A 20,421-nucleotide genomic window follows, 5' to 3' on the forward strand; every position below is an offset into this window, starting at 1 on the left:
CATGCCTATGAGGTGTCGCATGTCAGAAACCGTTGCCTTCCCCCAGGACCGGACCTGCCCCTACCACCCGCCCACCGCCTACGCACCCCTGCGCGAGAGCCGGCCGCTCTCCCGGGTCACCCTCTTCGACGGCCGCTCCGTATGGGTGGTCACCGGTCACGCCGAGGCGCGCGCCCTACTCGGCGACGGGCGGCTGTCCGCCGACCGGCAGAACGCACACTTCCCCACCCCCACCCGGCGGTTCAAGGGGCTGCAGAACCGGCGCACGGCCCTGCTCGGCGTCGACGACCCCGTCCACAACACCCAGCGCCGGATGCTGATCCCGAGCTTCACGCTCAAGCGGACCGCGGCGCTGCGGCCCCGGATCCAGGAGACGGTCGACCGGCTGATCGACGCGATGGTGGCCGGCGGTCCGCGGGCGGAACTGGTGAGCGCCTTCGCCCTCCCGGTGCCGTCGATGGTGATCTGCGCCCTGCTCGGAGTCCCGTACGCCGACCACGAGTTCTTCGAGGCGCAGTCACGGCGGCTGCTGCGCGGGCCGGAGCCCTCGGATGTCGAGGCGGCCCGGGAGGAGCTGAACGGCTATCTGGCCGACCTGATCGAGCGGAAGCGGACGGAGCGGGGGGACGGGCTGCTGGACGAGCTCGTCGCCCGGCGTCTGGAGACCGGCGAGACCGATGTCGAGGAGCTGGTGTCCCTGGCGGCGATCCTGCTCATCGCGGGGCACGAGACCACGGCGAACATGATCTCGCTCGGTACGTTCACCCTGCTGCGGCACCCGGAGCAGCTCGCCGAGCTGCGCGCGGACCCGTCGCTGATGTCGGCGGCGGTGGAGGAGCTGATGCGGTTCCTGTCGATCGCGGACGGGATGCTGCGGGTGGCCACCGAGGACATCGAGATCGGCGGGGTGCGGATCCGGGCGGACGACGGGATCGTCTTCTCCACTTCCGTCATCAACCGGGACGAGGCGGTCTTCACCGAGCCCGACGTACTCGACTGGCACCGCCCGGACCGGCACCACCTGGGCTTCGGCTTCGGCGTGCACCAGTGCCTGGGGCAGAACCTGGCCCGGGCCGAGATGGAGATCGCCCTGGGCACGCTGTTCGAGCGGTTGCCCGGACTCCGCCTTGCGGAGGACCCCGACCGGATTCCCTTCAAACCCGGGGACACCATTCAGGGCATGGTCGAACTCCCCGTGGCATGGTGATCACATGTCATCAGCCTCACCGCGTCCGCGGATCGACATCGACATCGACACCACCGTCTGCATCGGTGCGGGCCAGTGCGCGCTGACCGCCCCCGACGTGTTCACCCAGGACGACGACGGCTACAGCCAGGTCATCCCGGGCCGGGAGGACGGCAACGGCAGCCCGCTCCTCCACGAGGCGGCCCGCGCCTGCCCGGTCTCGGCCATCACCGTGCGCACGCCCTAGGAGGCTGCGCCCGACCAGCCCGGAACACCGGGCGACTTCCTGTACAGTTGTCCAGGAAGTCGCCCGGTGTTCCGGGCTGGGGTCGGGACCCGTGGAGGTCGTCGTGCAGATCGTTGCCCAGGCGCTCATCGGCGTCGTCGCCGCGCTGCACGCCTATTTCCTGGTCCTGGAGATGTTCCTGTGGCAGCGGCCCCCCGGTCGGGCCCTGTCCGGGTTCGACGCGGAAACCGCGCGGCTCACCGCCACCCTCGCCGCCAACCAGGGGCTCTACAACGGCTTCCTCGCCGCGGGACTCGTCTGGTCGCTCGTCACCGGCTCCCTCGCCACGCAGGTCTTCTTCCTCGTCTGCGTGATCGTCGCCGGCATCTACGGGGCCGCGACCGCCAACCGGCGGATCCTCGTCGCCCAGGCCCTGCCCGCCGCCCTCGCCCTCGGCGCGGCACTCTCGGCCGCGTGAGCGCCGAGGATCCGCGGACCGCGCGCACCAGGGCCCGACTCCGCGAGAGCCTGCTCGCCGAGTGTGCGCACCGCCCGCTCGGCGAGGTCAGCGTCTCGGCCGTGGTCCGCCGGGCCGGTGTCGGCCGGGCCACCTTCTACCTGCACTACGAGGACCTCACCGCGCTCGCCCTGGACGCCTGCGCCGACGTCGTACACGCCGCGGTCGACGCCCTGCACGCCTGGCAGACGGGCCCGGGGGCGCAGGCCCCGGCCCGTCCCCCGGCCGCCCTGGCCGCATTCCTCGCCGACGCCGCCGCGCACGGAGCGCTCTACCGCACCCTGCTCCTGCCGGGCGGCGGCGGTCCGCTCGGCGACCGGCTCCACCGCGAGCTGCGCGCCCGCGCCCACGCCCACGCCGAGCGCACCGCGGTGGGCGCCCCGCACGCCGATCTGGTGGCCTCCGCGGTGGCCGCCACCTTCGCCGGCGTCCTCGCGGACTGGCTGCACGGGCTCGTACCGGGCGACCCGGCCGGATTGGCGGACCTCCTCTGGCCGCTGCTCCTGGCCCTGCACGGCACGCACCGGCGACAGCCGTGAGCCCCGCCGGGCGGATCGGCGGGGCTCACCGGGTTCTCGACACGTGAAGCGACGCTAGTAGGCCGGCGTCACGTTCTCCGCCTGGGGGCCCTTGGGGCCCTGCGTGACCGAGTACTCGACCTTCTGACCCTCATCCAGGGACTTGTAGCCGCTGGACTGGATGGCCGAGTAGTGCACGAACACGTCGGGCCCACCGTCGTCCTGCTGGATGAAGCCGAACCCCTTCTCCGAGTTGAACCACTTCACAGTGCCTGTTGCCATCGTGCAGATCCTTCACAACGTTCCACGCGGGCCGCACGTGCGGTGCAGCCGTCTCGATCCTTCCCATCCGCCCCGCAGACCACACCCGCAACGCGGCCAACCGGGGACCTTTCGCACTCATGCACTACCGTCCCCGGCCGGCGACAGCGCGGCGGACCGAGGCCGGGGGGCGGCTGCCGCGGCTCGCCGCGGTCCGCTCATCCGGCAGCCCAGGCACTGGGCGTGACCGGTACGGGCCACGGTGTCCCGGCGGCGCCAGTCCCGCTCGGCCGCCGGCCGCGGCCCGCCGGGCTTGCCCCAGCCGGCCAGGTGCAGGAGCCAAGTGGCGAGCGCCGCCACCGCGACGAGGCCGAGGCCGAACCAGACACCCGGGATCCAGGCCGTGCAGACGGCGAGGCCCGCGAGGGCGGAGCCCAGGACGGCGAGGGCCGTGCCGGTCCAGCCGGCAACGGTGTGGCCAAGGTCGACGTCTCCGTGCGCGCTCATGATTCTCCTGGTGGGACGGGTCGGCAGTAGGCTCGACGCAGAGCAAAGATTTACCTCGCAAGATAAATATCTCGCGAACTAAGTAACTTAGACACTAAGGAGTATTCGGGTGCAGGGCAAGCCCCGCCCCGCGGCCACGGCCGGGGAGGCGATCTCGCGCATGGACCAGTACGTCGCGCTGGGCCTGATCGGCCAGCAGGAGGTGGCGCAGCTGCTGGGGCTGAACGTCACCGACCTGACCTGCCTGGGCCACATCCTGGGCGCCGGGGAGAGCCCCCTGTCGGCCGGCGACCTCGCCGAGCTGACCCACCTCACCACCGGCGCCGTCACCGGGGTGCTCAACCGTCTGGAACGGGCCGGGTACGCCCGGCGCCGACCCGATCCGGCCGACCGCCGCCGGGTCCGGGTGGTGGCCGACCCGGCCGCCGCCGCACGGATCGTCGCGGTGTACGAACCCTTCTACGCGCGGCTCGGCTCGGTGTTCGCCGAATACACCCCCGACGAGGTCGCCGTGATCGCGGACTGGTTCGGGCGCGCGACGGAGGAGATGCGCGCGCATCTGGCCCAGGTGCGGGCCGGCGAGCTGCGGCCGGTGGCTCCGTAGCGCCGTGGCGCCCGATGGTAAAATCTCCCTTTTCGCGTCTCACGGAAGGTTCTGCATGAAGAACCCGTCAGCTCATGGGCGTTTCGGCATCAAGCCCGGTGTCAAGGCAGGCCCCAAGGGCGGTGCGAAGGCCCTCGGCAAGGCCCCCCGGGCCGCCGCCCTGCAGGGCGAGTTCGCGATGCCCGAGACGGTCACCCCGGCGCTGGCGCCCGTGGAGTCGTTCGCCGAGCTCGACCTGCCCCGTGAGCTGCTGGAGACGATGACGGAGCTGGGGGTGACCGAGCCGTTCCCGATCCAGGCGGCCACGCTGCCCAACTCCCTGGCGGGCCGGGACATCCTCGGCCGCGGCCGGACCGGCTCCGGCAAGACCCTCGCTTTCGGCCTGGCCCTCCTGGCCCGTACGGCCGGGCGCACCGCGGACCCGAAGCGGCCGCTGGCACTGGTCCTCGTACCGACGCGCGAACTGGCCCAGCAGGTGACCGAGGCGCTCACCCCGTACGCCCAGGCCCTGAACCTGCGCATGGCGGCCGTGGTCGGCGGCCTGTCGATCGGCAAGCAGGTCAGCGCGCTGCGCCGGGGCGCCGAGGTGGTCGTGGCCACCCCCGGGCGGCTCAGCGACCTGGTCGGACGGCGTGACGTCCACCTGGAGCGGGTGCGGATCACCGTGCTCGACGAGGCGGATCAGATGTGCGATCTGGGCTTCATGCCGCAGGTGACGGAGATCCTGGACCAGGTGCACCACGCCGGGCAGCGGATGCTGTTCTCGGCCACGCTCGACCGCAATGTCGACCAGCTCGTGCGGAGCTATCTGAAGGACCCGGTCTCACACTCCGTCGACCCCTCGGCGGCCTCGGTGTCGACGATGGACCACCACGTCCTGCACATCCACGCGGCCGACAAGTACTCGACGGCGACCGAGATCGCGGCCCGCGAGGGCCGGGTGCTGATGTTCCTGGACACCAAGCACGGCGTGGACCAGTTCGTGAAGCACCTGCGGGCCATGGGCGTACGGGCGCAGGGTCTGCACAGCGGGAAGTCGCAGCCGCAGCGCACCCGGACGCTGGCGCAGTTCAAGAGCGGGGAGATCACGGTCCTCGTCGCCACCAACGTCGCGGCGCGCGGCATCCACATCGACGACCTGGACCTCGTCGTGAACGTGGACCCGCCCGCCGACCACAAGGACTACCTGCACCGCGGCGGCCGTACCGCCCGCGCGGGCGAGTCCGGCAAGGTCGTCACCCTGGTCACCCCGAACCAGCGCAGGGACATGGTCCGGCTGATGTCCGAGGCACGGATCCGGCCGACCACCACCCAGGTGCGCTCCGGCGAGGCCACGCTGAGCCGGATCACCGGCGCCCAGGCTCCCTCCGGCGTTCCGCTGGCGGGCGCCGCACCGACCGACGCCAAGGGCAGGCCCTCCGGCTCGGACCTCGGTTTCCGCGGGATCGGCACCCGCCCCGGCCGTCCGGGCAAGGGCAAGGAGTCCCGCAAGACGGCCGAGGCCCGGCAGATCGCCGAGGCGCGCCGCGCCGCCCGGGTGCGCCGGGGCGGCTAGCCTGTCCGGCGCCGCCCGCCTCCGGGAGCCGGCCACCCGGGCGGTGGGCCCGGGGCAGCCGTGGGTCGGGCCACGTCGTGCCGGCGCCGGCCCCCGCCGCTGCGGGGGCCGGCGCCGTATGCGCGCGGGCGGCCGGCTCAGCGCCGGCGGCGCCGCCGGGCCACGATGGCACGGGTGATGACCGGCGGAAGCAGGTCCTTGGCCAGCTTGCGCCAGGCGGCCCCGGGCCGGGGACCCGGCTGGTGGGCGGCCCGTTCCGCCGGTTGGGCCGGAGCGGGCTCCGGTTCGGCTGCGGCCCGTAGCGGCTGCGGCGGCCGGGGCGGGACCACCCCCTGGTCCCCGATGCGGACCAGCGACTGGCCGGCCACCGAGTCCACGCCGTGCCACAGGTCCGTACGGCCCTCCAGCCACGCGAGGAGCGCGGCCTGGTGGGGCGCCGCGTCGTCCCAGGTCGCGTAGAGCTTCGAAGCCGAGACGCAGATCAGGTGCAGCTCGCCGGTGGCCACCGCGGCCCAGACGGCCGCCGCGACGCCGGGGCAGTGCTCGGAGCGGTAGTCGTCGAAGACGACCACCGCTCCCGGGGCCGCCACGACGCGCGAGGAGGCGATGTCCTGGACGACGTGCTCGTAGAGGTGCGAGGCGTCGATGTGGACGAACCGGCAGCTCGCCGGACGCACCCGGTCGGCGACCACGGAGGTCGGCGCCTGGATGACCGTCGGCAGCGCCTCGTGGAACGCGAGGTAGTTCGTCTCGAACCCGCGCCGGGTCAGCGTGGGGTACGAGTCCTGCGTCTCCGCGAGGTTGGACTCGTCGGGCGCCGGTGAGTCGAAGAGGTCGCAGACCGTGAACTCCTCGCCCTCGCGGAGGTACCCGCCGAGGAAGATGGCGCTCTTCCCCATGAAGGCGCCGAGTTCGAGGAGGTCGCCCCTGGTCCCTTCCTCTGCGTTCTGGCGGGTCAGGAACCAGTCGAAAAGGGCCTGGTCATAGCCCGAGAACCAGCCGTCGACCTGACCGAATTCGGTGGGGACGGGCGTGGCCGGCTCACCGTCGGGGGTGGTGACGGGAGCTTGCGAAACGTGCGACACGGAGAGCAGCCTCCAGTGGAGCGGCATCGGATCAACGCTGATACCCGGCCAGGTAGGCAGACCATAAACCCCCGAACGGCTGTGTGACCAGCCACACGTTTTCCTCAGGCTGCCGCCGCCCGGCGCAGACGCTGGGCGGCCGTGTTGCGGACGCGGTGGGTGCGGGCGGCGCCGGCGAGCAGGCTGAGGGCCTCGTACGAGGTCAGCGCCTGGGCGGCGGTCCGCTGGCACCAGTCGGAGGCGGCGGTGAGTTCGGCAGCCGTCCACGGATCGCCCTGGGCGATCGCCTTGAGCAGGGTCCACTCGCGCAGCCGCCGGGCCGGGAAGGCACGGTCGTCGAGGACCGTGGCCATGGCCCGGGCCCAGGCGGCGAAGCGCGCGCCGGCCGGCAGGTGTGCGGCGCGGCGGTCGAGGTGGGTGACCACGGCACTCTCGGCCATGACCGGATCGGGGTCCCCGAGGACCGCGCCGACCGCGGCGGCCTCGGCGGCGTATGCGGTATCGGCTGCCCACGCGGTATCGGCCTGCTCCTGCGCCCCGGCCGCCCCCGCCGCCCCGGCCGCGGCCGACGCCGCGAGGGCGTCGAGGTGCCGCGCGTACCGCCAGCGCTCCGGCGTCGCCGTGTCCTCGGTCCGGGGCGCCGGGATGCCCCCCGCGCGTATCCGGTTCTCACTGCTCCCCATGCGCACCATTCCACACGACCTCCGTGCGCGCCCGGCGCCCAGGGTCCGTCACACCACCGCGGGCTCGGGGTGCGGCGCCAGCAGGAGGGCCTCGGAGCCGACCGGCCGGAAGCCGGCGGCCTGGAAGGCACGGATGCTGCGCGCATTGCCCGCGGCCTGCTGGGACCAGACCGGTTCCCCGTCGGGGACCAGATGGCGGGCGGCGCGGGCCAGGTCCCGCCCCAGGCCGCGGTGGCGGACGGCCTCGTCCACCTCGACCGCCACCTCCCAGCGGTCCGCGACGCCGCGGCCGAGGACCAGCACTCCCCCGTCGGCCGCCCAGACCCGGACGTCGGACCGGCGGCGCCGGGCCCGGCGCACCCGGGGGTGGTCGGGGTCGGCGATCTCCCGCAGCTCCAGCGCGGGCCCGCCGGGGAGCGGATCGGCGACGGTGAGCAGGTCGACGGTGTCGGTGGCGCGGCCGGTGCGGTCGAGCAGGGCGCCGAGGAAACGCGGGTGCATGGTGGCGGCGAGGGCATCGCAGTCGACGGCGGCGAGCGTGGACCGCACCCAGTCGGGGTCCTCGTCGGTGAACACCACGGAGTGCGCGGTGAAGGCGATGACGCCCGCGTCGCGCGGGCTCGGCTGCGGCACGACGGTCGTGTCGCCGTCGGGCGGCGGGAACCGGCCGGCCGCGGCCGCGGCCAGTATCGCGCCCAGGGTGGCGTCACGTGTCATTCCGGCGCTCCTGTTCGTGGTTTCTGCCCATGATCTCAGGTGCGCCGTACGGCAGTTCGGGCGGCCGGAGGTTTGGTCCCCGGGCTGCGGGCTGCGGGCTGCGGGCTGCGGGCTGCGACTCAGGTTCCGGCGTGCTCCGGGCCTTCGCCTTCCGGCTCGGGGAGCGGGGCGCCGGTCTCCAGCAGGGTCTTGAGACTGGACGCGATCATGGGCCAGGCGCGGCTGCACATGCCCATGAGGGTGCCGCCGGGTTGGAAGCCCTCGTGCAGGATGGTCAGCCGCGCCAGCGTGTCGCCGACCGGTTCGATCTCGTACGTCACCTTCGTGCGCCGCTCCCGGGCCAGCTCGGCCCGCAGCTCCTCGGTGATCCCGGCGGAGGCCGCCCACTGCGGGCTGAAGGTGTGCCAGGTGTAGGAGAGCAGGCGGTGCGGAACGCAGTCCAGGACGACCTGCTCGGGGTCGTTGGTCCGGGCCCCGCGCTCCACCCAGTCCATCGTCGAGCCGACGGCCCAGTCGGTCTCGAAGACCGGCCCCCAGTACCGGCGGGTGAAGGCGGGCTCGGTCAGGGCCTGCCAGACGCGGGCGGGATCGGCTTGGACGTAGAGGGTGTAGGTGATCGCACTGTCGCTCATGAGCCCATGCTGCGGGACCGGACCCCCGACGGGCCGGATTTCCCCTCCTGCGGCGACGCTCCGCCGCTCACTCGTACGCGTGACGGCGCGTAGGTCCCGCCGCCTCCCGTACGGCAGGCTGGACGGATGCAGTCGAGCCGGGCAGCCCTGTCCCTGCCCCTGATCCTTGCCGCGGCGGCGCTGACCGCCGGGTGCGTGACCGTGCGGCCGACCGGGCCCGCAGATCCGCCCCGGATCCCGGCGGCGGCTCCGGAACCGGCGGCCGAGGCCCGGCCGTTGAGCCCCCTGCCGGCGGTGGCTGCCCCGCCGCCGGACGCCGCCGCGGAGCCGGTGGCCGAGCCCGCGCCCGCGGAGCGTGCGCCCGGCGCCGCGCGGCCCCGCCACGACGGGCCGCAGCGCCGCCCCGTCCGCGTGGCGCGCCCCGGACCCGCCCCGGCGCCGAAGGCCCGCAAGCGGCCGCCCGCGGCGAAGAAGCCGGGCCCCGCACCGCCCCGCGCCTACGACATGGGCGCCCTGTGCGAGGCGGCCAAGGGCACGCTGGCTCCGTCGATCGTCGCCCTGTGCCCCTACTGAACCACCGGACGCACTGTCATCCGAGTGGCCCGGCCAGGCTGCCGGGCGGCGGCGGGCGGGTTCGCTTGGATGGAGGGTGCGGAGCCCGACCGGCTCCGTACGTACGACCTCGGATCCCCCACCCTCCAGGGAGTCGCCATGGCGAAGATCACCCTGTACGGCGCAACCGGCACCATCGGCGCCAGGGTGCTGCACGAAGCACTCGGGCGCGGTCACCGGGTCACGGCGGTCGTCCGCGACCCCGCGCGCTGTGCGGTCCGCTCGGCTGCCGCGGTGGTGCAGGGCGACGTCCTCGATCCGGTGTCCGTGGCCGAGGCGGCCGCCGGCCAGGACGTGGTGGTCAGCGCGATCGGCCCCGGGACCGGTGATCCGGACGTGCTCGTGAACGCCGTGAAGTCCCTGATCGGCGGCATCTGCACGCTGGGCCCCGGCACGGCCCGCCCCCGCCTGGTCACGGTGGGCGGGTCCGGGTCGCTGCGCGCGCCCGACGGTTCGCCGCTCTGGCAGGCGCCGGGCGTCCCGGAGGCCGAGAGGGCGGTGATGCACGCCCACGCCGACGCCCTGGACTTCCTGCTGACCGTTCCCGTGGAGGAGGTGCGCTGGACCTGCCTGAGCCCGGCCGCGCTGATCGAACCCGGCGAACGCACGGGCACGTACCGGCTGGCCCTGGACGATCCGGTCGTGGACGAGGAGGGCCGCAGCCGCATCTCGACGGAGGACTACGCGGTCGCGCTGCTCGACGAGATCGACCGGGACGCCCACGCGGGCCGCCGCTTCACCGTCGGCGCCTGAGCCGCCGTCGCCGGTCGCCGGTCACCGGTCACCGGTCACCGCCGGGACTCCGGCCGCTCCGGCCGCCGGAGGCGGATATTGGGTGGAGGCGGCGGACCTCCGATACCTAGAGTGATCAGGTACCGCCCGCCCGGCAGGAGCCCCCATGCGCACGCACTACCCCAGGACCCCGCATCTGCCCTGGTCGCCGGGGTCGGCTGCCGACGACGTACGGGCCGGCGGGGTTGCGGGGCTGGTCGGGCGGGAGGTGGTGGTGACCGAGAAGCTCGACGGGGAGAACACCACCCTCTACGCGGACGGCCTGCACGCCCGCTCGCTCGACTCCGCGCACCACCCCTCAAGGGCCTGGGTCAAGGGCCTCCAGGGCCGGATCGGCGCCGGGATACCCGCGGATTGGCGAGTGTGCGGGGAGAACCTGTACGCCCGTCACTCGCTCCCCTACGAGGACCTCGACAGCTGGTTCTACGGGTTCTCGGTGTGGGACGGCGACCAGTGCCTGGACTGGGACCGGACCGTACGGTTCCTGCACGGGCTCGGCATACCCACCCCGCGCGTCCTGTGGCGCGGCACCTTCGACGAGCGCGCCCTGCGCAGACTGCGGCTCGACACCGCGCGGCAGGAGGGGTACGTCGTCCGCACCACGGCGGGATTCGCGCGGGAGGACTTCGCGCGGTGCGTGGCCAAGTGGGTGCGCAGCGGCCACGTGCAGCAGACCGACACGCACTGGATGTACGCACCGGTGGTGGCGAACGGGCTCGGCCCGGCCGCCGCCCTGTGGGCCGTCCGCTCGGGCTCCGAGCCCGACCCGGCCGGGCTCTCGCTCGCCCTCGGCCTGGACTCCGTGCCCGGCGCCGCCGCGGCCGAACCGGTCCTCGCGGAGGTGACGGGCCGGCTCGACGCGCTCGGCCGGACCGGGGAGGCCCGGCTGTGCGGCGTACTGGCCGCCCTGCTGCACCGTGCGCCGCGCGCCTGGACCGCGGCGCGGCTGGCCGCGGGACCGCTCGGGATGCCGCTCGCCCGGCGGGTCGCCGACCTGGTCGGGCTCCACCCGCTCCTGCGGCTGCCGTATCCGGACGCGGAGCGCCGGGCCGGCCTGGTCCGGATGGCCGCCGCGGCCGACCTCGGCGTCCTGCACGCGCTGGCCGGGGCGACGCGGGATCCCGAGGAGCGGGAGTACGCCGAGTGGTCCGCGCTGTACGCCGAAGAGGCGGGGCTGCTCGGCCCGGACCCGCTGGGGCCCCTGCGCGCCGGGCTGCGCGGAGCACTGGGCGGGCTGTCCGACGAGGTGGCCGACCGGTGCTGGGCCGAGGCCCGCGAGGCGTTCGCCCGGGGCGGGATCTCGACCGCCGAGGAGGCGGTGGCCGCGACCTGGCGCCTGCGCGCCGGGGCGTTCCCACGGCTGGTGCAGTTGTGCGGGCCCTCGGGCAGCGGCAAGAGCACGTTCGCCCGGAGCCTGCCGGGAGTGGAGGCGTACGTCAGTCTCGACGACCTGCGCGCCGCCCGCGGCTCCCGAGCCGACCAGCGGGCCAATGGGGAGGTGCTGCGCGAGGGCTTGGCCCGGCTGGATGCCGCTCTCGCCTCGGCCGCGCACACCGGGGGAACGGTGGTGTGGGACGCGACCTCCCTCACCCCGCAGCAGCGCGGCCTGGCCGGCGCGGTCGCCCGGCGGCGGGAGGCCCTGCTCACCCACGCCGTGGTGCTGGTCGAGGAGGTGGAGCTGCGGCGGCGCAACGCGGTACGCGCCGACCCCGTACCGCCGCAGGTGCTGACGACCCAGCTGCACCGGTTCAGCCCGCCGTACCCCGGGCAGGAAGGCGCCCACCGCACCTGGTACATCGGCGCGAGCGGGACCGTCGAGGACACGGACACCGGCCCGGACGCGTGCACCGGTGCCCGCGCCGCGGGAGCCGCGGGGAGCGAGGCCGGCTGATGCGTACCAGCGAGCAGCTCTACCACCAGGTCCGCTGGGACCCCCGGTTCGATCCGGCGCGGTTCGTCCTCGGACTGCTCCAGCGCGGGGCGGCGCCGAAGCGGATCCCGCTGCCCTCCTTCGTCCCCGGGGGTGAGATCCCCTGGCACCGGGTGCTGTTCGTCGAGGCGGACGGCGAGCTCGTGTGGGACCGGGCCACCGGCGTGGACCGGCTCGACTCCACGCAGGCGGGCCGCGTCCGCGACCCGCGGCTGCTGCGGGCTCCGTTCTTCACCGCCCGGACCCCCTACACCTGGGTGGACAGCGGGAGCGGCGGCGCCTGGCAGCCCGCCGAGGGCGGCTCCGATGCACGCGGTGCAGGCCCCCGGACCGTGCGGCTGCTGACCTGGAACACGCTGTGGGACCGGTACGACGCCCCACTCATCGACACCGCCCGGCGCAGGCCGATGCTGCTGGCCGACCTGGCGGCGGCCGATGCCGATGTCATCGCCCTTCAGGAGGTCGAGCCCGAGCTGCTCGGCATGCTGCTGGCCGAGCCGTGGGTGCGGGCCGGGTACACGGTGGCCGCCGACCCGCGCGGCACGGACGTCGCCGCGAGCGGGCTGCTGGTGCTGAGCAGGCTCCCGGTGCGGGAGGCGGGGCAGCATCTGCTGGGGCCGCACAAGGCGGTCGCCGCCGTGACGGTGGATACCGGATCCGGCCCGCTCGTCGTCGCCGCGGTGCACCTGTCCAGCGACCACAGCGAGAGCGGGGCGGAGCGTCGCGAGGCGGAACTGGCCCGGCTCGCCGAGGGGTTGAGCGGCATCGAGGCCGATGTGGCGCTGCTCGGCGACTTCAACGACGGCCGGGCCGGGGCCGAGGGGCCGGCCGCGGTGCTGGGCATGCGGGACGCGTGGAGCGAGGTGCACGGGACGCAGGACGCGACGCCGACCTTCGATCCGGCGGCCAATCCGCTGGCCGCGGTGGGCTCGCTGACGGGCCGGGCGGCCCGGCTGGACCGGATCCTGCTGCGGTCGGCGGGCGCCCGGGTCCTGGGGAGCGCCCTGCGCGGAACCGCGCCCGCCGCGGACGGGCTGTTCGTCTCGGACCACTTCGGGGTGGAGGCGATGCTCGACTTCGGGGTGCGCGGCGACGGGCACCCGGTGCTCGACGTACGGGCGACCCCGCGGACGGCGGTGGCCTGGCTGCCGCCGCACGATCCGGCGGTCGCGGACCTGCGCCGGGAGCACGACCCGGGGAGCGGCCGCTGGCCCGCGCACGTGAACCTGCTGTTCGGCTTCGTTCCGGAGTCCTCCTTCGAGGAGGCGCTGCCGCTGGTGGCCGAAGTGGCCGCGGCGACACCGGTGTTCACGGCCCGGATGGCCGGGGTGCACAGCTTCGGGCAGCGGGAGGAGGCCACGGTCTGGCTGGACCCGGCGGCGGCCGGTGACGCGCCCTGGCAGCAGCTGCGGCGGGCGCTGGCGGAGCGGTTCCCCGGCTGCCGGGGGCGCGAGGACGGCTTCACCCCGCACCTGACGCTGGGGCGCAGCCGCGATCCGCAGCGGGCGGTGGCGGAGTTCGCCGCGCGGCTCGGGGACGGGACCTCGGCGCGGGTCGGCGAGTTGGCCGTGCTGTCGCGGCGCGGGGACGAGCCGATGCAGGTGCGGGCGACGGTGGAGCTGGGGACCGGCGAGGTGCGGTGGATGCCGGAGCCGCCCCCTGCGGCGGCGTCCGAGGCGGCCCGCCCTGCCGAGCTCACCGGCAAGCCGGCGCTCCCCGCCGAGCCGGCGCTCCCCGCGGACACGGTCGCCGCGCGGATCGCGCAGGCGCTCGGCGAGGGGGTGGTGCACCTGGTCGGCTCGCGGCGGATGGGCTGCGCGCTGCCCGGCGCGGACCTGGACCTGGTCGCGGCACTGCCCGGTACGGTCTCCATCGGGGAGGTTCGGGAACGGATCGCGGTCGCGCTTCCCGGGGCCGAGCGGCTGCGGGAGGTCACGGGCGCCCGGGTGCCGGGGCTGCGGCTGTGCGTGTCCCGGCTGGAGGTGGACCTGGTGGTGGTCGCCACCGGAGCGGTGGACCCGGCCCGGGCGGTGGCACGGCGGGCGGAGCTCGGCGAGGCCGCCGCCATCGCGCTGAGCGCCGTGAGCGACGCCGAAGCGGTACGCGCGTTCACCGGTGAGGCAGGGCCGGAGCGGGCCACCGCCTTCGCCCGCCTGACGCGGGAGGTCAAGGCGTGGGCCGGGGCCCGCGGCCTGGACTCGGCGCCGTTCGGTGGACTGCCGGGCCTGGCCTGGGCGGTACTGGCCGCGCGGACGGTCCGGGAAGCCGCGGACCTCTCCCCCGGTGCCCTGCTCCGGGAGTTCTTCGGGACCTGGGCCGCCTGGGACTGGCGCGACCCGGTCGCCCTGGAGCCGGCGCCCGGGGAGTCCTCCGCCGCGTTCGGCCCCGTGACCGTGCTGACCCCCTCCGCCCCGGTCCGCAGCTGCACGGCCCAGGTGGGCGCGGGGCTGCGCGATCTGCTCGTACGGGAGCTGTACGCGGCATGGGAACACCTGGAGGCCTTGCCGGCGGGATCTTCCGCACTCCCGGTCGCCCCACCGCCGCACCGTCGGCACGCCGCCTGGGCGGTGGTCTGCGTACGGGCCGACGGGCCGGGTGAGTTCGAGGAGTCCCTCGGCCGGATGCGCGGCCGCATGCGTGCGCTCCTGGGGGCGCTGGCGGAGGCCGGCGTCGAGGACGCCCACGCGTGGCCGCGCCCCTTCGCCCGCTCCCCCGTCTCGGCCCGCTACGCGGTCGGCCTGGGCGCCGCCCCGCCCGATCCGGCCCGGCTGGCCGCCCTCGCGAACCGCTGGTCGGCGGAGCTCCCGGGGGTCGAGGTCACCTGGTCGGAATGCGGGGCGCTCCCCACCCTGCGCTGACCGGCCGCGCGGGACGCGTACCGGCCGGGGCGGGGAGGGCCGGGGCGGGGAGCCGGGGCCCGGTGTGGGAGGGCGGGGTGGCCAGAGGGCGGTCGCCGGAGGGTCGGGCGTCAGACCTCGATGACGATCTTGCCCGCCGTGTGCCCCTCCTGGTTGAGGGTGAACGCGGCCGCCAGTTCCGACAGCGGGAACGTCTTGGCGACGGTGACGGTCAGTTGGCCGCTGTCGACGAGTCGGCCGAGCTCGGCCAGATCGCTGCCGACCGGGCGGACCCACATCCACTGGCCGCCCGCGCCCAGGACGGAGTGGTCCGCGATCGACGCGTGCCGGCCGCCCTCCGAGAGGACAGCCTGGGTCACGTCGAGGACCCCGCCGACGAAATCCGCCGCGACGGTGACCCCGTCGGGGGCGATCGCGCGGATCCGGTCGATCAGGCCCTCCCCGTACTCCACGGGCTCCGCCCCGAAGGCGCGCAGCCGGTCGTGGTTGCGCGGCGAGGCGGTGCCGATGACGCGGGCGCCCAGCGCCCGGGCGATCTGCACCCCGAAGGAGCCCACGCCGCCCGCGGCGCCGTGGACGAGGACGATGTCGTCCTTGCCGGTGGCGAGCCGGGTGAGCAGCTGGTACGCGGTGAGCCCGGCCAGCGGCAGCCCGGCCGCCTCCTGCCAGCTGAGCGACACCGGCTTGGGCGCGAGGGCGCGCACCGGCACGCTGACGTACTCGGCGAACGTCCCGCCGTGCACGTAGTCCTTGCGGGCGTACGCGATCACCTCGTCGCCGACGGCGAACTCGGGCACGTCGATCCCGATCCGCTCCACCGTGCCGGCGACGTCCCAGCCGGGGACCACCGGGTACATGACGTCCATCAGGCCGTCGAGGCCGCCTCCCATGATCTTCCAGTCGACGGGGTTGACGCCTGCGCACTTGACGCGGACGAGCACCTCACCGGGGGCGACCTTCGGCATCGGCAACCGGGTCTCGGAGAGCACCTCCGTCCCGCCGTACGTCTCGTACGCCATCGCCCGCATGGTGTCCTCGGACATCTACCGACCTCTCCGTGAACCGTGAGCAGTGAACCTGAACCGTCAGCCGCCCATCCCACCACGAGAGCCCGTGCCCACCACGGGAAGCGAGGCGGCCCGGGCGCGCCGCGGACAGGACGCTCCCGGCCGCCGGGGCGGGGGCGGTGGTCACTCGTACTCGGTGCCGCCCTTTCGGGTGAGGTAGGCGGGGCTGACCGCCTTGGCGATGGCGCGGCCGCCGAGCACCGGGCTGTGGCGCTCCGTTGCCGGACGGATGACCACTCCCTCGCGCAGGTGCAGGCCGCGGCCGGACACGGTCTCCCTGCCGCCGGCCAGCTCCAGCACCACATCGAGGTCGTACGGTCCCTCGAACAGCCTGGGTACGAGCGGAAGTTCGCCATTCGGGAAGAGCTCCGCCGGGTCCAGCCAGCGCACCTGGCCCTCGATCTCCGCGGACACGTCGAAGAGGGCGTAGCCCGGGGCGGCGCTGCCCGCGCGGACATCGGTCCCGTACGCCAGGTCCTGGACGCCCGCCCCGTACACCTCGCCGAAGAGGCCGACCCGGCTCGCCCCCAGCCGGGCGGCGAGCTTCGCGGCGACCTCGGGGACCCCGTGGCCCCGTACGGCGCGCCAGTACAGATTGCGGTCGTCCTCCTTCAGCGCCAGTCGCCTGGCACCGAACCCCTTGGAGGAGACCAGCACGCGGTCGTCCTGCGCCAGGTACGTCACCAGGCAGGCCGTGCCGTGCAGCTTCTCGGTGAGGACGACGCGCTCGCCGGGCTCGAAGACGTGCGGGTAGCGCTGGAGGTTCTCGATGTCCACCCAGGGCAGCAGTTCGGGGGCTGCCTCAACCTCGCCGTTCATCGTCGTGGGGACGGGCGGCGCCCATTTGGTGATGCCGAGCACCTCGGCGAAGTCGGTGCCCGCCTCGGCGGCCTGCGCCAGGTCCACACCGGCCAGCGCCCGGGGCCGGCACACCAGGCCCTGCGACAGTTCACCGCGCAGCCGGACCGCCTTGACCCGGTCGGCGGAGCCTCCGGCGAGGCGGCCGGTGAGGCCCAGCTCCTCGATCAGCCCCGCGGGCAGAACGGACTGCTCGGGGATGTAGAGGGCGAACTCGCCGGTCCGGTAGGCGCCCTTGGCCACGACGGCGCGGTAGAGGCCCACCTGGGCCAGCTCCAGCGCATCGGCGTTCGGATGCTCGTGGACGGTCAGCTCTTCGACGGTGACGCGCAGGGTAGACATGGCGCAACTCCTTTGACGGTGCGGTTCCGTGGGGACGAATCCCACTCTCGGCCGCGCCATTTGCGCTGGTCCACCCGATATCCCGGTGGTAGCCTGCCCGGCTCCGCAGGGGTGGCGCCCGGGACGCGGCGCGGTCGGGCGGCGGGGCGTCAGCCCTCGAAGGCCGCCCGGGTGGCCGGGCCGTAGACGCCCTGCGGGTCGCCCTTGATGCCGCGGTCGCGCTGGAGCTGGGTGACACCGCGCCAGGTCTGGTCGTCGTAGACGCCGGTGACGGAGACGTACGTGAACCCCTGCCCGTAGAGCCGCTCCTGCAGGGCGCGTACCTCGGGCCCGGTGTCCCCGCGGCGCAGCGTGCCGGACGTCCGTGCCTTCGGTGTGCGGCTCGCGGAGGGACTCGGCGGGGGCGGCGTGCTCGGGCCCCCGCTCACCGGCTGCGAGGCCGACGGCGTACCCGCCGACGCGGCGGGACCCGTGGAGGCGCCGGGCCCCGGAGCCGATTCGGGCTCGCCCGCGCCCGGGTTGCGCTGGGGCAGCACGGGAACCGGCAGGGCGGGCGGCGCCGCGGTCCGCCCGGGCTCGGGATCGGGGGTGCTCAGCAGCCACGCCAGGCCGCAGGCGGCGCCGAGGGCGAGCGCGACGAGGACGAGCATCGGGCGGCGGCTGCGCCCGCGCCGTGGCCGCCCGCCCGCGACCGGCTGCGCGGCGCCGGACACCGGCGGAGCGGTCTGCGGCGGAACGGGAGCACGGTCGGGAGCGGCTGCGGGCCCCGACCGCGGCCAGGCGGGCCCCGTCGAGCGGGACGGCACACCCGAGGGGGTGACGTACGGGCGGACGAGCAGGCGGTCGTCGGGGCCGTCGGGTGCGGGCCCGCTCTCATCGGAGGCGTGGGACACGGTGGTCACCGGCAGGGGCAGGGGCCGGCGCGGCGGTGCGGTGCCGGCCCCACCGGCCGGTCAGGCCCTGCGCCGCCGGGCGGCCGGAACCATGGCGGGGGCGAGCGGGGAGCAGGCCGGTCTGGACATGTAAGGCATCTCCGAAGTACAGCTCATGGGGTGGTTCCCGGTGCTTGACCGGCGCACTCTTGCCGCCCGGGACGGCCCCGGTCAAGCCCGCTGTCCGATCTGCCCCATCCATCCGGGCTACTGGTCGGTCGCGGGAGCCGCCGCGCTCCGGACGGTGACGGTGACGGCGATCGTGACGGCGGACAGGAGCATCAGGGCCGCCCCGGTCAGCGGCGCGGCGGGCGCCCCGAGCCCGTCGACGGCCAGGCCGCCGGTCAACGCCCCGGCCGCGATGGCCAGGTTGAACACGGCCACCATGAGCGAGGTGGCGGCCTCCGCCGTGGCCGGGGCGGCGTGCAGCATCCAGCGCTGGAGGCTGGCCGACACCCCGCCGTACGCCAGCCCCCAGGCCAGCAGCAGTGCGGTGCCGGCGGCCGCTCCCGGCAGGGTGGCGATCAGGCTGAGGATCACGGCGAGAGCCGCGCTGACCGCGAGCAGCGTGCGGTACGCATCGCGCGCCCCGGCCAGGAAGTTGCCCGCGACACCGGCCGCCCCGTAGCCGAGGAGCAGGACGCTGACCTGGCCGGCGGCGATGCCGGAGACGTCCTGGAGGACGGGCCGCACGAAGGTGTACGCGGCGAACTGCCCGGTGACCACGAAGAAGGTGACGATCACCCCGGCCCGGACCGCGGGGTTCTCCCGCAGCAGGGCGGGCAGTTCGCGGAAGGCGGTGTTCCGGGCGGGCGGCAGCGGGGGCAGCAGCAGGAGGAGCGCGGTCAGCGCGAGGACGCCGAGCACGCCGACGGCTCCGAAGGCGGCGCGCCAGCCGCCGAGTTCACCGAGGAGGGTCCCCGCCGGCACGCCGAGCACGGAGGCGGTGGGCACACCGGCGAAGACGAGCGCGGTGGCCCGGGGGACGTGCCGGTCGGGGACGAGCCGGACGGTGATCCCGCCCGCGACGGCCCAGAAGCCGCCGACACTGATCCCGACGAGGAGCCGGGCGGCCAGGACGACGGCGAAACCGGGGGCGAGGGCGGCGGCGAGGTTGGCGGCTGCCATCAGGGCGATCAGCCCGCACAGCACGGGCCGCCGGTCGAGCCGGCCGGAGCCGACGGTGACCAGCGGCGCGCAGAAGCCGGCGACGAGCCCGGGGACGGTGACCATGAGACCGGCGGTCCCGTCGGAGACGCCGAACGCGGTGCCCACGGGGGTGAGCAGTCCGACCGGGAGCAGTTCGGAAGTGATCAGGCAGAAGATCCCGAGGGCGACGGCGAAGACGGCCGCCCAGCTCTTCCAGTGCGGCGGTGCCGGCTCGGGGTTCGGCGCGGGGGTGCCGGGCGCGTCAGCGGTGCTCATGAAGCGGTACTCCGTACGGTCCGTCGGGGCGGGCGGCGGGGCCGGTCGGAGCGGGCGTCGGGGGTCGCGCCTCCCCCGTCGCCGCTCGTACGGTCGTTCCCGTCCCTGGCAGCGTACGGAACATCCCGGCCGGGGCAATCGTCAAGGCATCCGTCCCGCGTCACCCGTCCGCGTGAGCGGACGGGCCGGGCCGGGGCCCCGGTGCGGCATGGTGGTCGCATGCAGTTGCGCCGGGCCGTCCCCCTGTCCTTCGTCGCCCTGCTGGCCGGGGCGGGCTGCGTCTCGGTCGGCCCGGGCGTGCCCGCGGTTCCGGCGCGCGGTCCCGTACCGCCGGCGGGCGCCCGCGAGGCGGCTCCCCCCGCGCCTCCGGCGCAGTCCCGGGCCCTCCCCCTGGGCAGGCTGCCGGATCCGGAACCGGCCGGGGAACCGGACCGGTACGGGGCGCGGGACCAGGACGGGGAACCGCGCCAGGACGGGGCGCCGGGCCCGGACGAGGCCCGGCACCCGGACCGGCTCCCGGGCAGGGCGCTCCGCCCGCAGGCCGCCCGCGGCGTGAAGCCCCCGTCGGCGCCCCGGCGCGGGCACTCGCCGAAGCCGGACCCCCACCGCACCGGGCACCACTCCGCCCCGGCCCCGGACCTGGCCGACACGGCCTGGGGCATGGACGACCTGTGCGCGGCCGCCGAGGGCACGGTTCCGCCGTCGGTCGTGGACCTGTGCATGCGCCAGTACGGCCGCTGACCGCGCCGTCAGAGGCCGGGAAGGTCAGGAGGGCCGGGAGACCGGGGGGCGGCTGCGGCCGCAGGCGGAGGCACAGGTGCGGCGGGCGCGGCGCAAGCGGTGCAGGGTGTTGTGGCCGCGGCGGCGCCACTCGGCCCGGGGCAGGCCGGCCCGCTGACCGCCGCCGGTGATCAGGGCGTTGACCGGGGCGTGCGGGTCCGCGGCCATTCCCTTGGCCACGAGGACGCCGACGACGAGCGGGAGCAGGGCCACGGCCAGGGCGGCGCCGGCGGTGGTCACGTGCTGCATGCGCGGGCCGGGTGCGCGGTGCGGGGCGTCGGAGGTCATGCCCTCATTCGACCGGCTGCGGCTCGGCGGCGGATCGGGGCGGATA

General features: G+C 75.2%; 22 protein-coding genes. 11 read left to right on the forward strand and 11 right to left on the reverse strand.

Translation table 11 applies throughout. The annotated features are described in order from the left end of the window. Window positions 1-19: 19 nt before the first annotated feature. The 4 genes from AC0666_RS20320 (at window position 20) to AC0666_RS20335 (ending at window position 2,468) form a co-directional block, all read left to right on the forward strand. Window positions 20-1,207: a cytochrome P450 gene (locus tag AC0666_RS20320; RefSeq protein WP_478708064.1), complete on the forward strand. Its 1,188-nt coding sequence runs from the start codon at window positions 20-22 to the stop codon at window positions 1,205-1,207. Window positions 1,208-1,211: 4 nt separating this feature from the next. Next, on the forward strand, window positions 1,212-1,433 hold the full coding sequence (locus AC0666_RS20325; RefSeq protein WP_468964709.1) for a ferredoxin: 222 nt from the start codon (window positions 1,212-1,214) through the stop codon (window positions 1,431-1,433). A gap of 103 nt (window positions 1,434-1,536) precedes the next feature. After that, window positions 1,537-1,890: a DUF1304 domain-containing protein gene (locus AC0666_RS20330; RefSeq protein WP_468964707.1), complete on the forward strand. Its 354-nt coding sequence runs from the start codon at window positions 1,537-1,539 to the stop codon at window positions 1,888-1,890. Next, window positions 1,887-2,468 (forward strand): TetR family transcriptional regulator, encoded by a 582-nt coding sequence (locus AC0666_RS20335; RefSeq protein ID WP_478708065.1) that lies wholly within the window; start codon window positions 1,887-1,889, stop codon window positions 2,466-2,468. The genes AC0666_RS20330 and AC0666_RS20335 overlap by 4 nt, the downstream gene beginning before the upstream one ends. A 54-nt stretch (window positions 2,469-2,522) precedes the next feature. Here the strand turns inward: AC0666_RS20335 and AC0666_RS20340 are convergent, their stop codons facing one another. Continuing rightward, on the reverse strand, window positions 2,523-2,729 hold the full coding sequence (locus AC0666_RS20340) for a cold-shock protein (protein ID WP_361719785.1): 207 nt from the start codon (window positions 2,727-2,729) through the stop codon (window positions 2,523-2,525). A gap of 117 nt (window positions 2,730-2,846) precedes the next feature. Beyond that, on the reverse strand, window positions 2,847-3,215 hold the full coding sequence (locus AC0666_RS20345; protein WP_468964703.1) for an HGxxPAAW family protein: 369 nt from the start codon (window positions 3,213-3,215) through the stop codon (window positions 2,847-2,849). Between the two features lie 109 nt (window positions 3,216-3,324). On the opposite strand from AC0666_RS20345, the gene AC0666_RS20350 reads away from it, so the two are divergent. Together AC0666_RS20350 and AC0666_RS20355 are read left to right on the forward strand one after the other, a co-directional pair. Continuing rightward, entirely contained in the window at window positions 3,325-3,819 is a 495-nt protein-coding gene (locus AC0666_RS20350) for a MarR family winged helix-turn-helix transcriptional regulator (protein ID WP_468579866.1), read from the forward strand. Between the two features lie 55 nt (window positions 3,820-3,874). Next, window positions 3,875-5,374 (forward strand): DEAD/DEAH box helicase, encoded by a 1,500-nt coding sequence (locus AC0666_RS20355; RefSeq protein ID WP_478708066.1) that lies wholly within the window; start codon window positions 3,875-3,877, stop codon window positions 5,372-5,374. 137 nt (window positions 5,375-5,511) lie between these two features. Here AC0666_RS20355 and AC0666_RS20360 read toward each other — a convergent pair whose 3' ends face one another. The 4 genes from AC0666_RS20360 to AC0666_RS20375 form a co-directional block, all read right to left on the reverse strand. After that, complete coding sequence (locus AC0666_RS20360; protein ID WP_468964699.1) at window positions 5,512-6,459, reverse strand: class I SAM-dependent methyltransferase; 948 nt, start codon at window positions 6,457-6,459, stop codon at window positions 5,512-5,514. Between the two features lie 104 nt (window positions 6,460-6,563). Continuing rightward, window positions 6,564-7,142, reverse strand: a complete 579-nt coding sequence (locus AC0666_RS20365) for a hypothetical protein (protein WP_478708067.1) — start codon at window positions 7,140-7,142, stop codon at window positions 6,564-6,566. A gap of 48 nt (window positions 7,143-7,190) precedes the next feature. Further along, window positions 7,191-7,859, reverse strand: a complete 669-nt coding sequence (locus AC0666_RS20370) for a GNAT family protein (protein ID WP_478708068.1) — start codon at window positions 7,857-7,859, stop codon at window positions 7,191-7,193. A 119-nt stretch (window positions 7,860-7,978) separates the two neighbouring features. After that, complete coding sequence (locus AC0666_RS20375) at window positions 7,979-8,491, reverse strand: SRPBCC family protein (RefSeq protein ID WP_468964696.1); 513 nt, start codon at window positions 8,489-8,491, stop codon at window positions 7,979-7,981. Window positions 8,492-8,617: 126 nt separating this feature from the next. Between AC0666_RS20375 and AC0666_RS20380 the strand changes: the two genes are divergently transcribed. The 4 genes from AC0666_RS20380 to AC0666_RS20395 all read left to right on the forward strand — a co-directional run bounded on the left by AC0666_RS20380 (window position 8,618) and on the right by AC0666_RS20395 (window position 14,683). After that, window positions 8,618-9,064, forward strand: a complete 447-nt coding sequence (locus AC0666_RS20380) for a hypothetical protein (RefSeq protein ID WP_468964694.1) — start codon at window positions 8,618-8,620, stop codon at window positions 9,062-9,064. A gap of 138 nt (window positions 9,065-9,202) precedes the next feature. Next, window positions 9,203-9,856 carry an NAD(P)-dependent oxidoreductase gene (locus AC0666_RS20385; RefSeq protein ID WP_468965413.1) on the forward strand — a complete coding sequence of 218 codons (654 nt, stop codon included), beginning with the start codon at window positions 9,203-9,205 and terminating at the stop codon, window positions 9,854-9,856. 145 nt (window positions 9,857-10,001) lie between these two features. After that, a complete protein-coding gene (locus AC0666_RS20390; protein ID WP_478708069.1) occupies window positions 10,002-11,786 on the forward strand; it encodes an RNA ligase family protein in 1,785 nt (594 codons plus the stop codon). Further along, a complete protein-coding gene (locus AC0666_RS20395) occupies window positions 11,786-14,683 on the forward strand; it encodes a poly(A) polymerase (RefSeq protein ID WP_478708070.1) in 2,898 nt (965 codons plus the stop codon). The genes AC0666_RS20390 and AC0666_RS20395 overlap by 1 nt, the downstream gene beginning before the upstream one ends. Before the next feature lie 110 nt (window positions 14,684-14,793). Here the strand turns inward: AC0666_RS20395 and AC0666_RS20400 are convergent, their stop codons facing one another. The 4 genes from AC0666_RS20400 to AC0666_RS20415 form a co-directional block, all read right to left on the reverse strand. Then, window positions 14,794-15,711, reverse strand: coding sequence for an NADP-dependent oxidoreductase (locus AC0666_RS20400; protein WP_478708101.1), 918 nt, complete (start codon window positions 15,709-15,711; stop codon window positions 14,794-14,796). Window positions 15,712-15,873: 162 nt separating this feature from the next. Continuing rightward, window positions 15,874-16,950, reverse strand: coding sequence for an RNA ligase (ATP) (locus AC0666_RS20405; protein ID WP_468964689.1), 1,077 nt, complete (start codon window positions 16,948-16,950; stop codon window positions 15,874-15,876). Window positions 16,951-17,099: 149 nt separating this feature from the next. Further along, complete coding sequence (locus AC0666_RS20410; protein WP_478708071.1) at window positions 17,100-17,852, reverse strand: peptidoglycan-binding domain-containing protein; 753 nt, start codon at window positions 17,850-17,852, stop codon at window positions 17,100-17,102. Window positions 17,853-18,089: 237 nt separating this feature from the next. After that, the gene (locus AC0666_RS20415; protein WP_478708072.1) at window positions 18,090-19,307 is read right to left on the reverse strand and encodes an MFS transporter; all 1,218 of its coding nucleotides are present in this window, start codon (window positions 19,305-19,307) and stop codon (window positions 18,090-18,092) included. A gap of 219 nt (window positions 19,308-19,526) precedes the next feature. Between AC0666_RS20415 and AC0666_RS20420 the strand changes: the two genes are divergently transcribed. Next, a complete protein-coding gene (locus AC0666_RS20420; RefSeq protein WP_468964683.1) occupies window positions 19,527-20,048 on the forward strand; it encodes a hypothetical protein in 522 nt (173 codons plus the stop codon). 24 nt (window positions 20,049-20,072) lie between these two features. On the opposite strand, the gene AC0666_RS20425 is transcribed toward AC0666_RS20420, so the two are convergent. Then, window positions 20,073-20,375, reverse strand: a complete 303-nt coding sequence (locus tag AC0666_RS20425; protein ID WP_478708073.1) for a hypothetical protein — start codon at window positions 20,373-20,375, stop codon at window positions 20,073-20,075. Window positions 20,376-20,421: the final 46 nt, after the last annotated feature.

The sequence above is a fragment of the Streptomyces sp. NPDC043680 genome, from assembly GCF_056436685.1.

Excerpts from the sequence above, each read along its gene's own strand:
- AC0666_RS20395 (WP_478708070.1), top strand. The coding sequence starts at position 11,786 with ATGCGTACCAGCGAGCAGCTCTACCACCAGGTCCGCTGGGACCCCCGG.
- AC0666_RS20425 (WP_478708073.1), bottom strand. The coding sequence starts at position 20,375 with ATGACCTCCGACGCCCCGCACCGCGCACCCGGCCCGCGCATGCAGCAC.
- AC0666_RS20325 (WP_468964709.1), top strand. The coding sequence starts at position 1,212 with ATGTCATCAGCCTCACCGCGTCCGCGGATCGACATCGACATCGACACC.
- AC0666_RS20400 (WP_478708101.1), bottom strand. The coding sequence starts at position 15,711 with ATGCGGGCGATGGCGTACGAGACGTACGGCGGGACGGAGGTGCTCTCC.
- AC0666_RS20380 (WP_468964694.1), top strand. The coding sequence starts at position 8,618 with ATGCAGTCGAGCCGGGCAGCCCTGTCCCTGCCCCTGATCCTTGCCGCG.
- AC0666_RS20420 (WP_468964683.1), top strand. The coding sequence starts at position 19,527 with ATGCAGTTGCGCCGGGCCGTCCCCCTGTCCTTCGTCGCCCTGCTGGCC.
- AC0666_RS20385 (WP_468965413.1), top strand. The coding sequence starts at position 9,203 with ATGGCGAAGATCACCCTGTACGGCGCAACCGGCACCATCGGCGCCAGG.
- AC0666_RS20390 (WP_478708069.1), top strand. The coding sequence starts at position 10,002 with ATGCGCACGCACTACCCCAGGACCCCGCATCTGCCCTGGTCGCCGGGG.
- AC0666_RS20415 (WP_478708072.1), bottom strand. The coding sequence starts at position 19,307 with ATGAGCACCGCTGACGCGCCCGGCACCCCCGCGCCGAACCCCGAGCCG.
- AC0666_RS20345 (WP_468964703.1), bottom strand. The coding sequence starts at position 3,215 with ATGAGCGCGCACGGAGACGTCGACCTTGGCCACACCGTTGCCGGCTGG.
- AC0666_RS20405 (WP_468964689.1), bottom strand. The coding sequence starts at position 16,950 with ATGTCTACCCTGCGCGTCACCGTCGAAGAGCTGACCGTCCACGAGCAT.
- AC0666_RS20375 (WP_468964696.1), bottom strand. The coding sequence starts at position 8,491 with ATGAGCGACAGTGCGATCACCTACACCCTCTACGTCCAAGCCGATCCC.
- AC0666_RS20370 (WP_478708068.1), bottom strand. The coding sequence starts at position 7,859 with ATGACACGTGACGCCACCCTGGGCGCGATACTGGCCGCGGCCGCGGCC.
- AC0666_RS20355 (WP_478708066.1), top strand. The coding sequence starts at position 3,875 with ATGAAGAACCCGTCAGCTCATGGGCGTTTCGGCATCAAGCCCGGTGTC.
- AC0666_RS20320 (WP_478708064.1), top strand. The coding sequence starts at position 20 with ATGTCAGAAACCGTTGCCTTCCCCCAGGACCGGACCTGCCCCTACCAC.
- AC0666_RS20365 (WP_478708067.1), bottom strand. The coding sequence starts at position 7,142 with ATGGGGAGCAGTGAGAACCGGATACGCGCGGGGGGCATCCCGGCGCCC.
- AC0666_RS20340 (WP_361719785.1), bottom strand. The coding sequence starts at position 2,729 with ATGGCAACAGGCACTGTGAAGTGGTTCAACTCGGAGAAGGGGTTCGGC.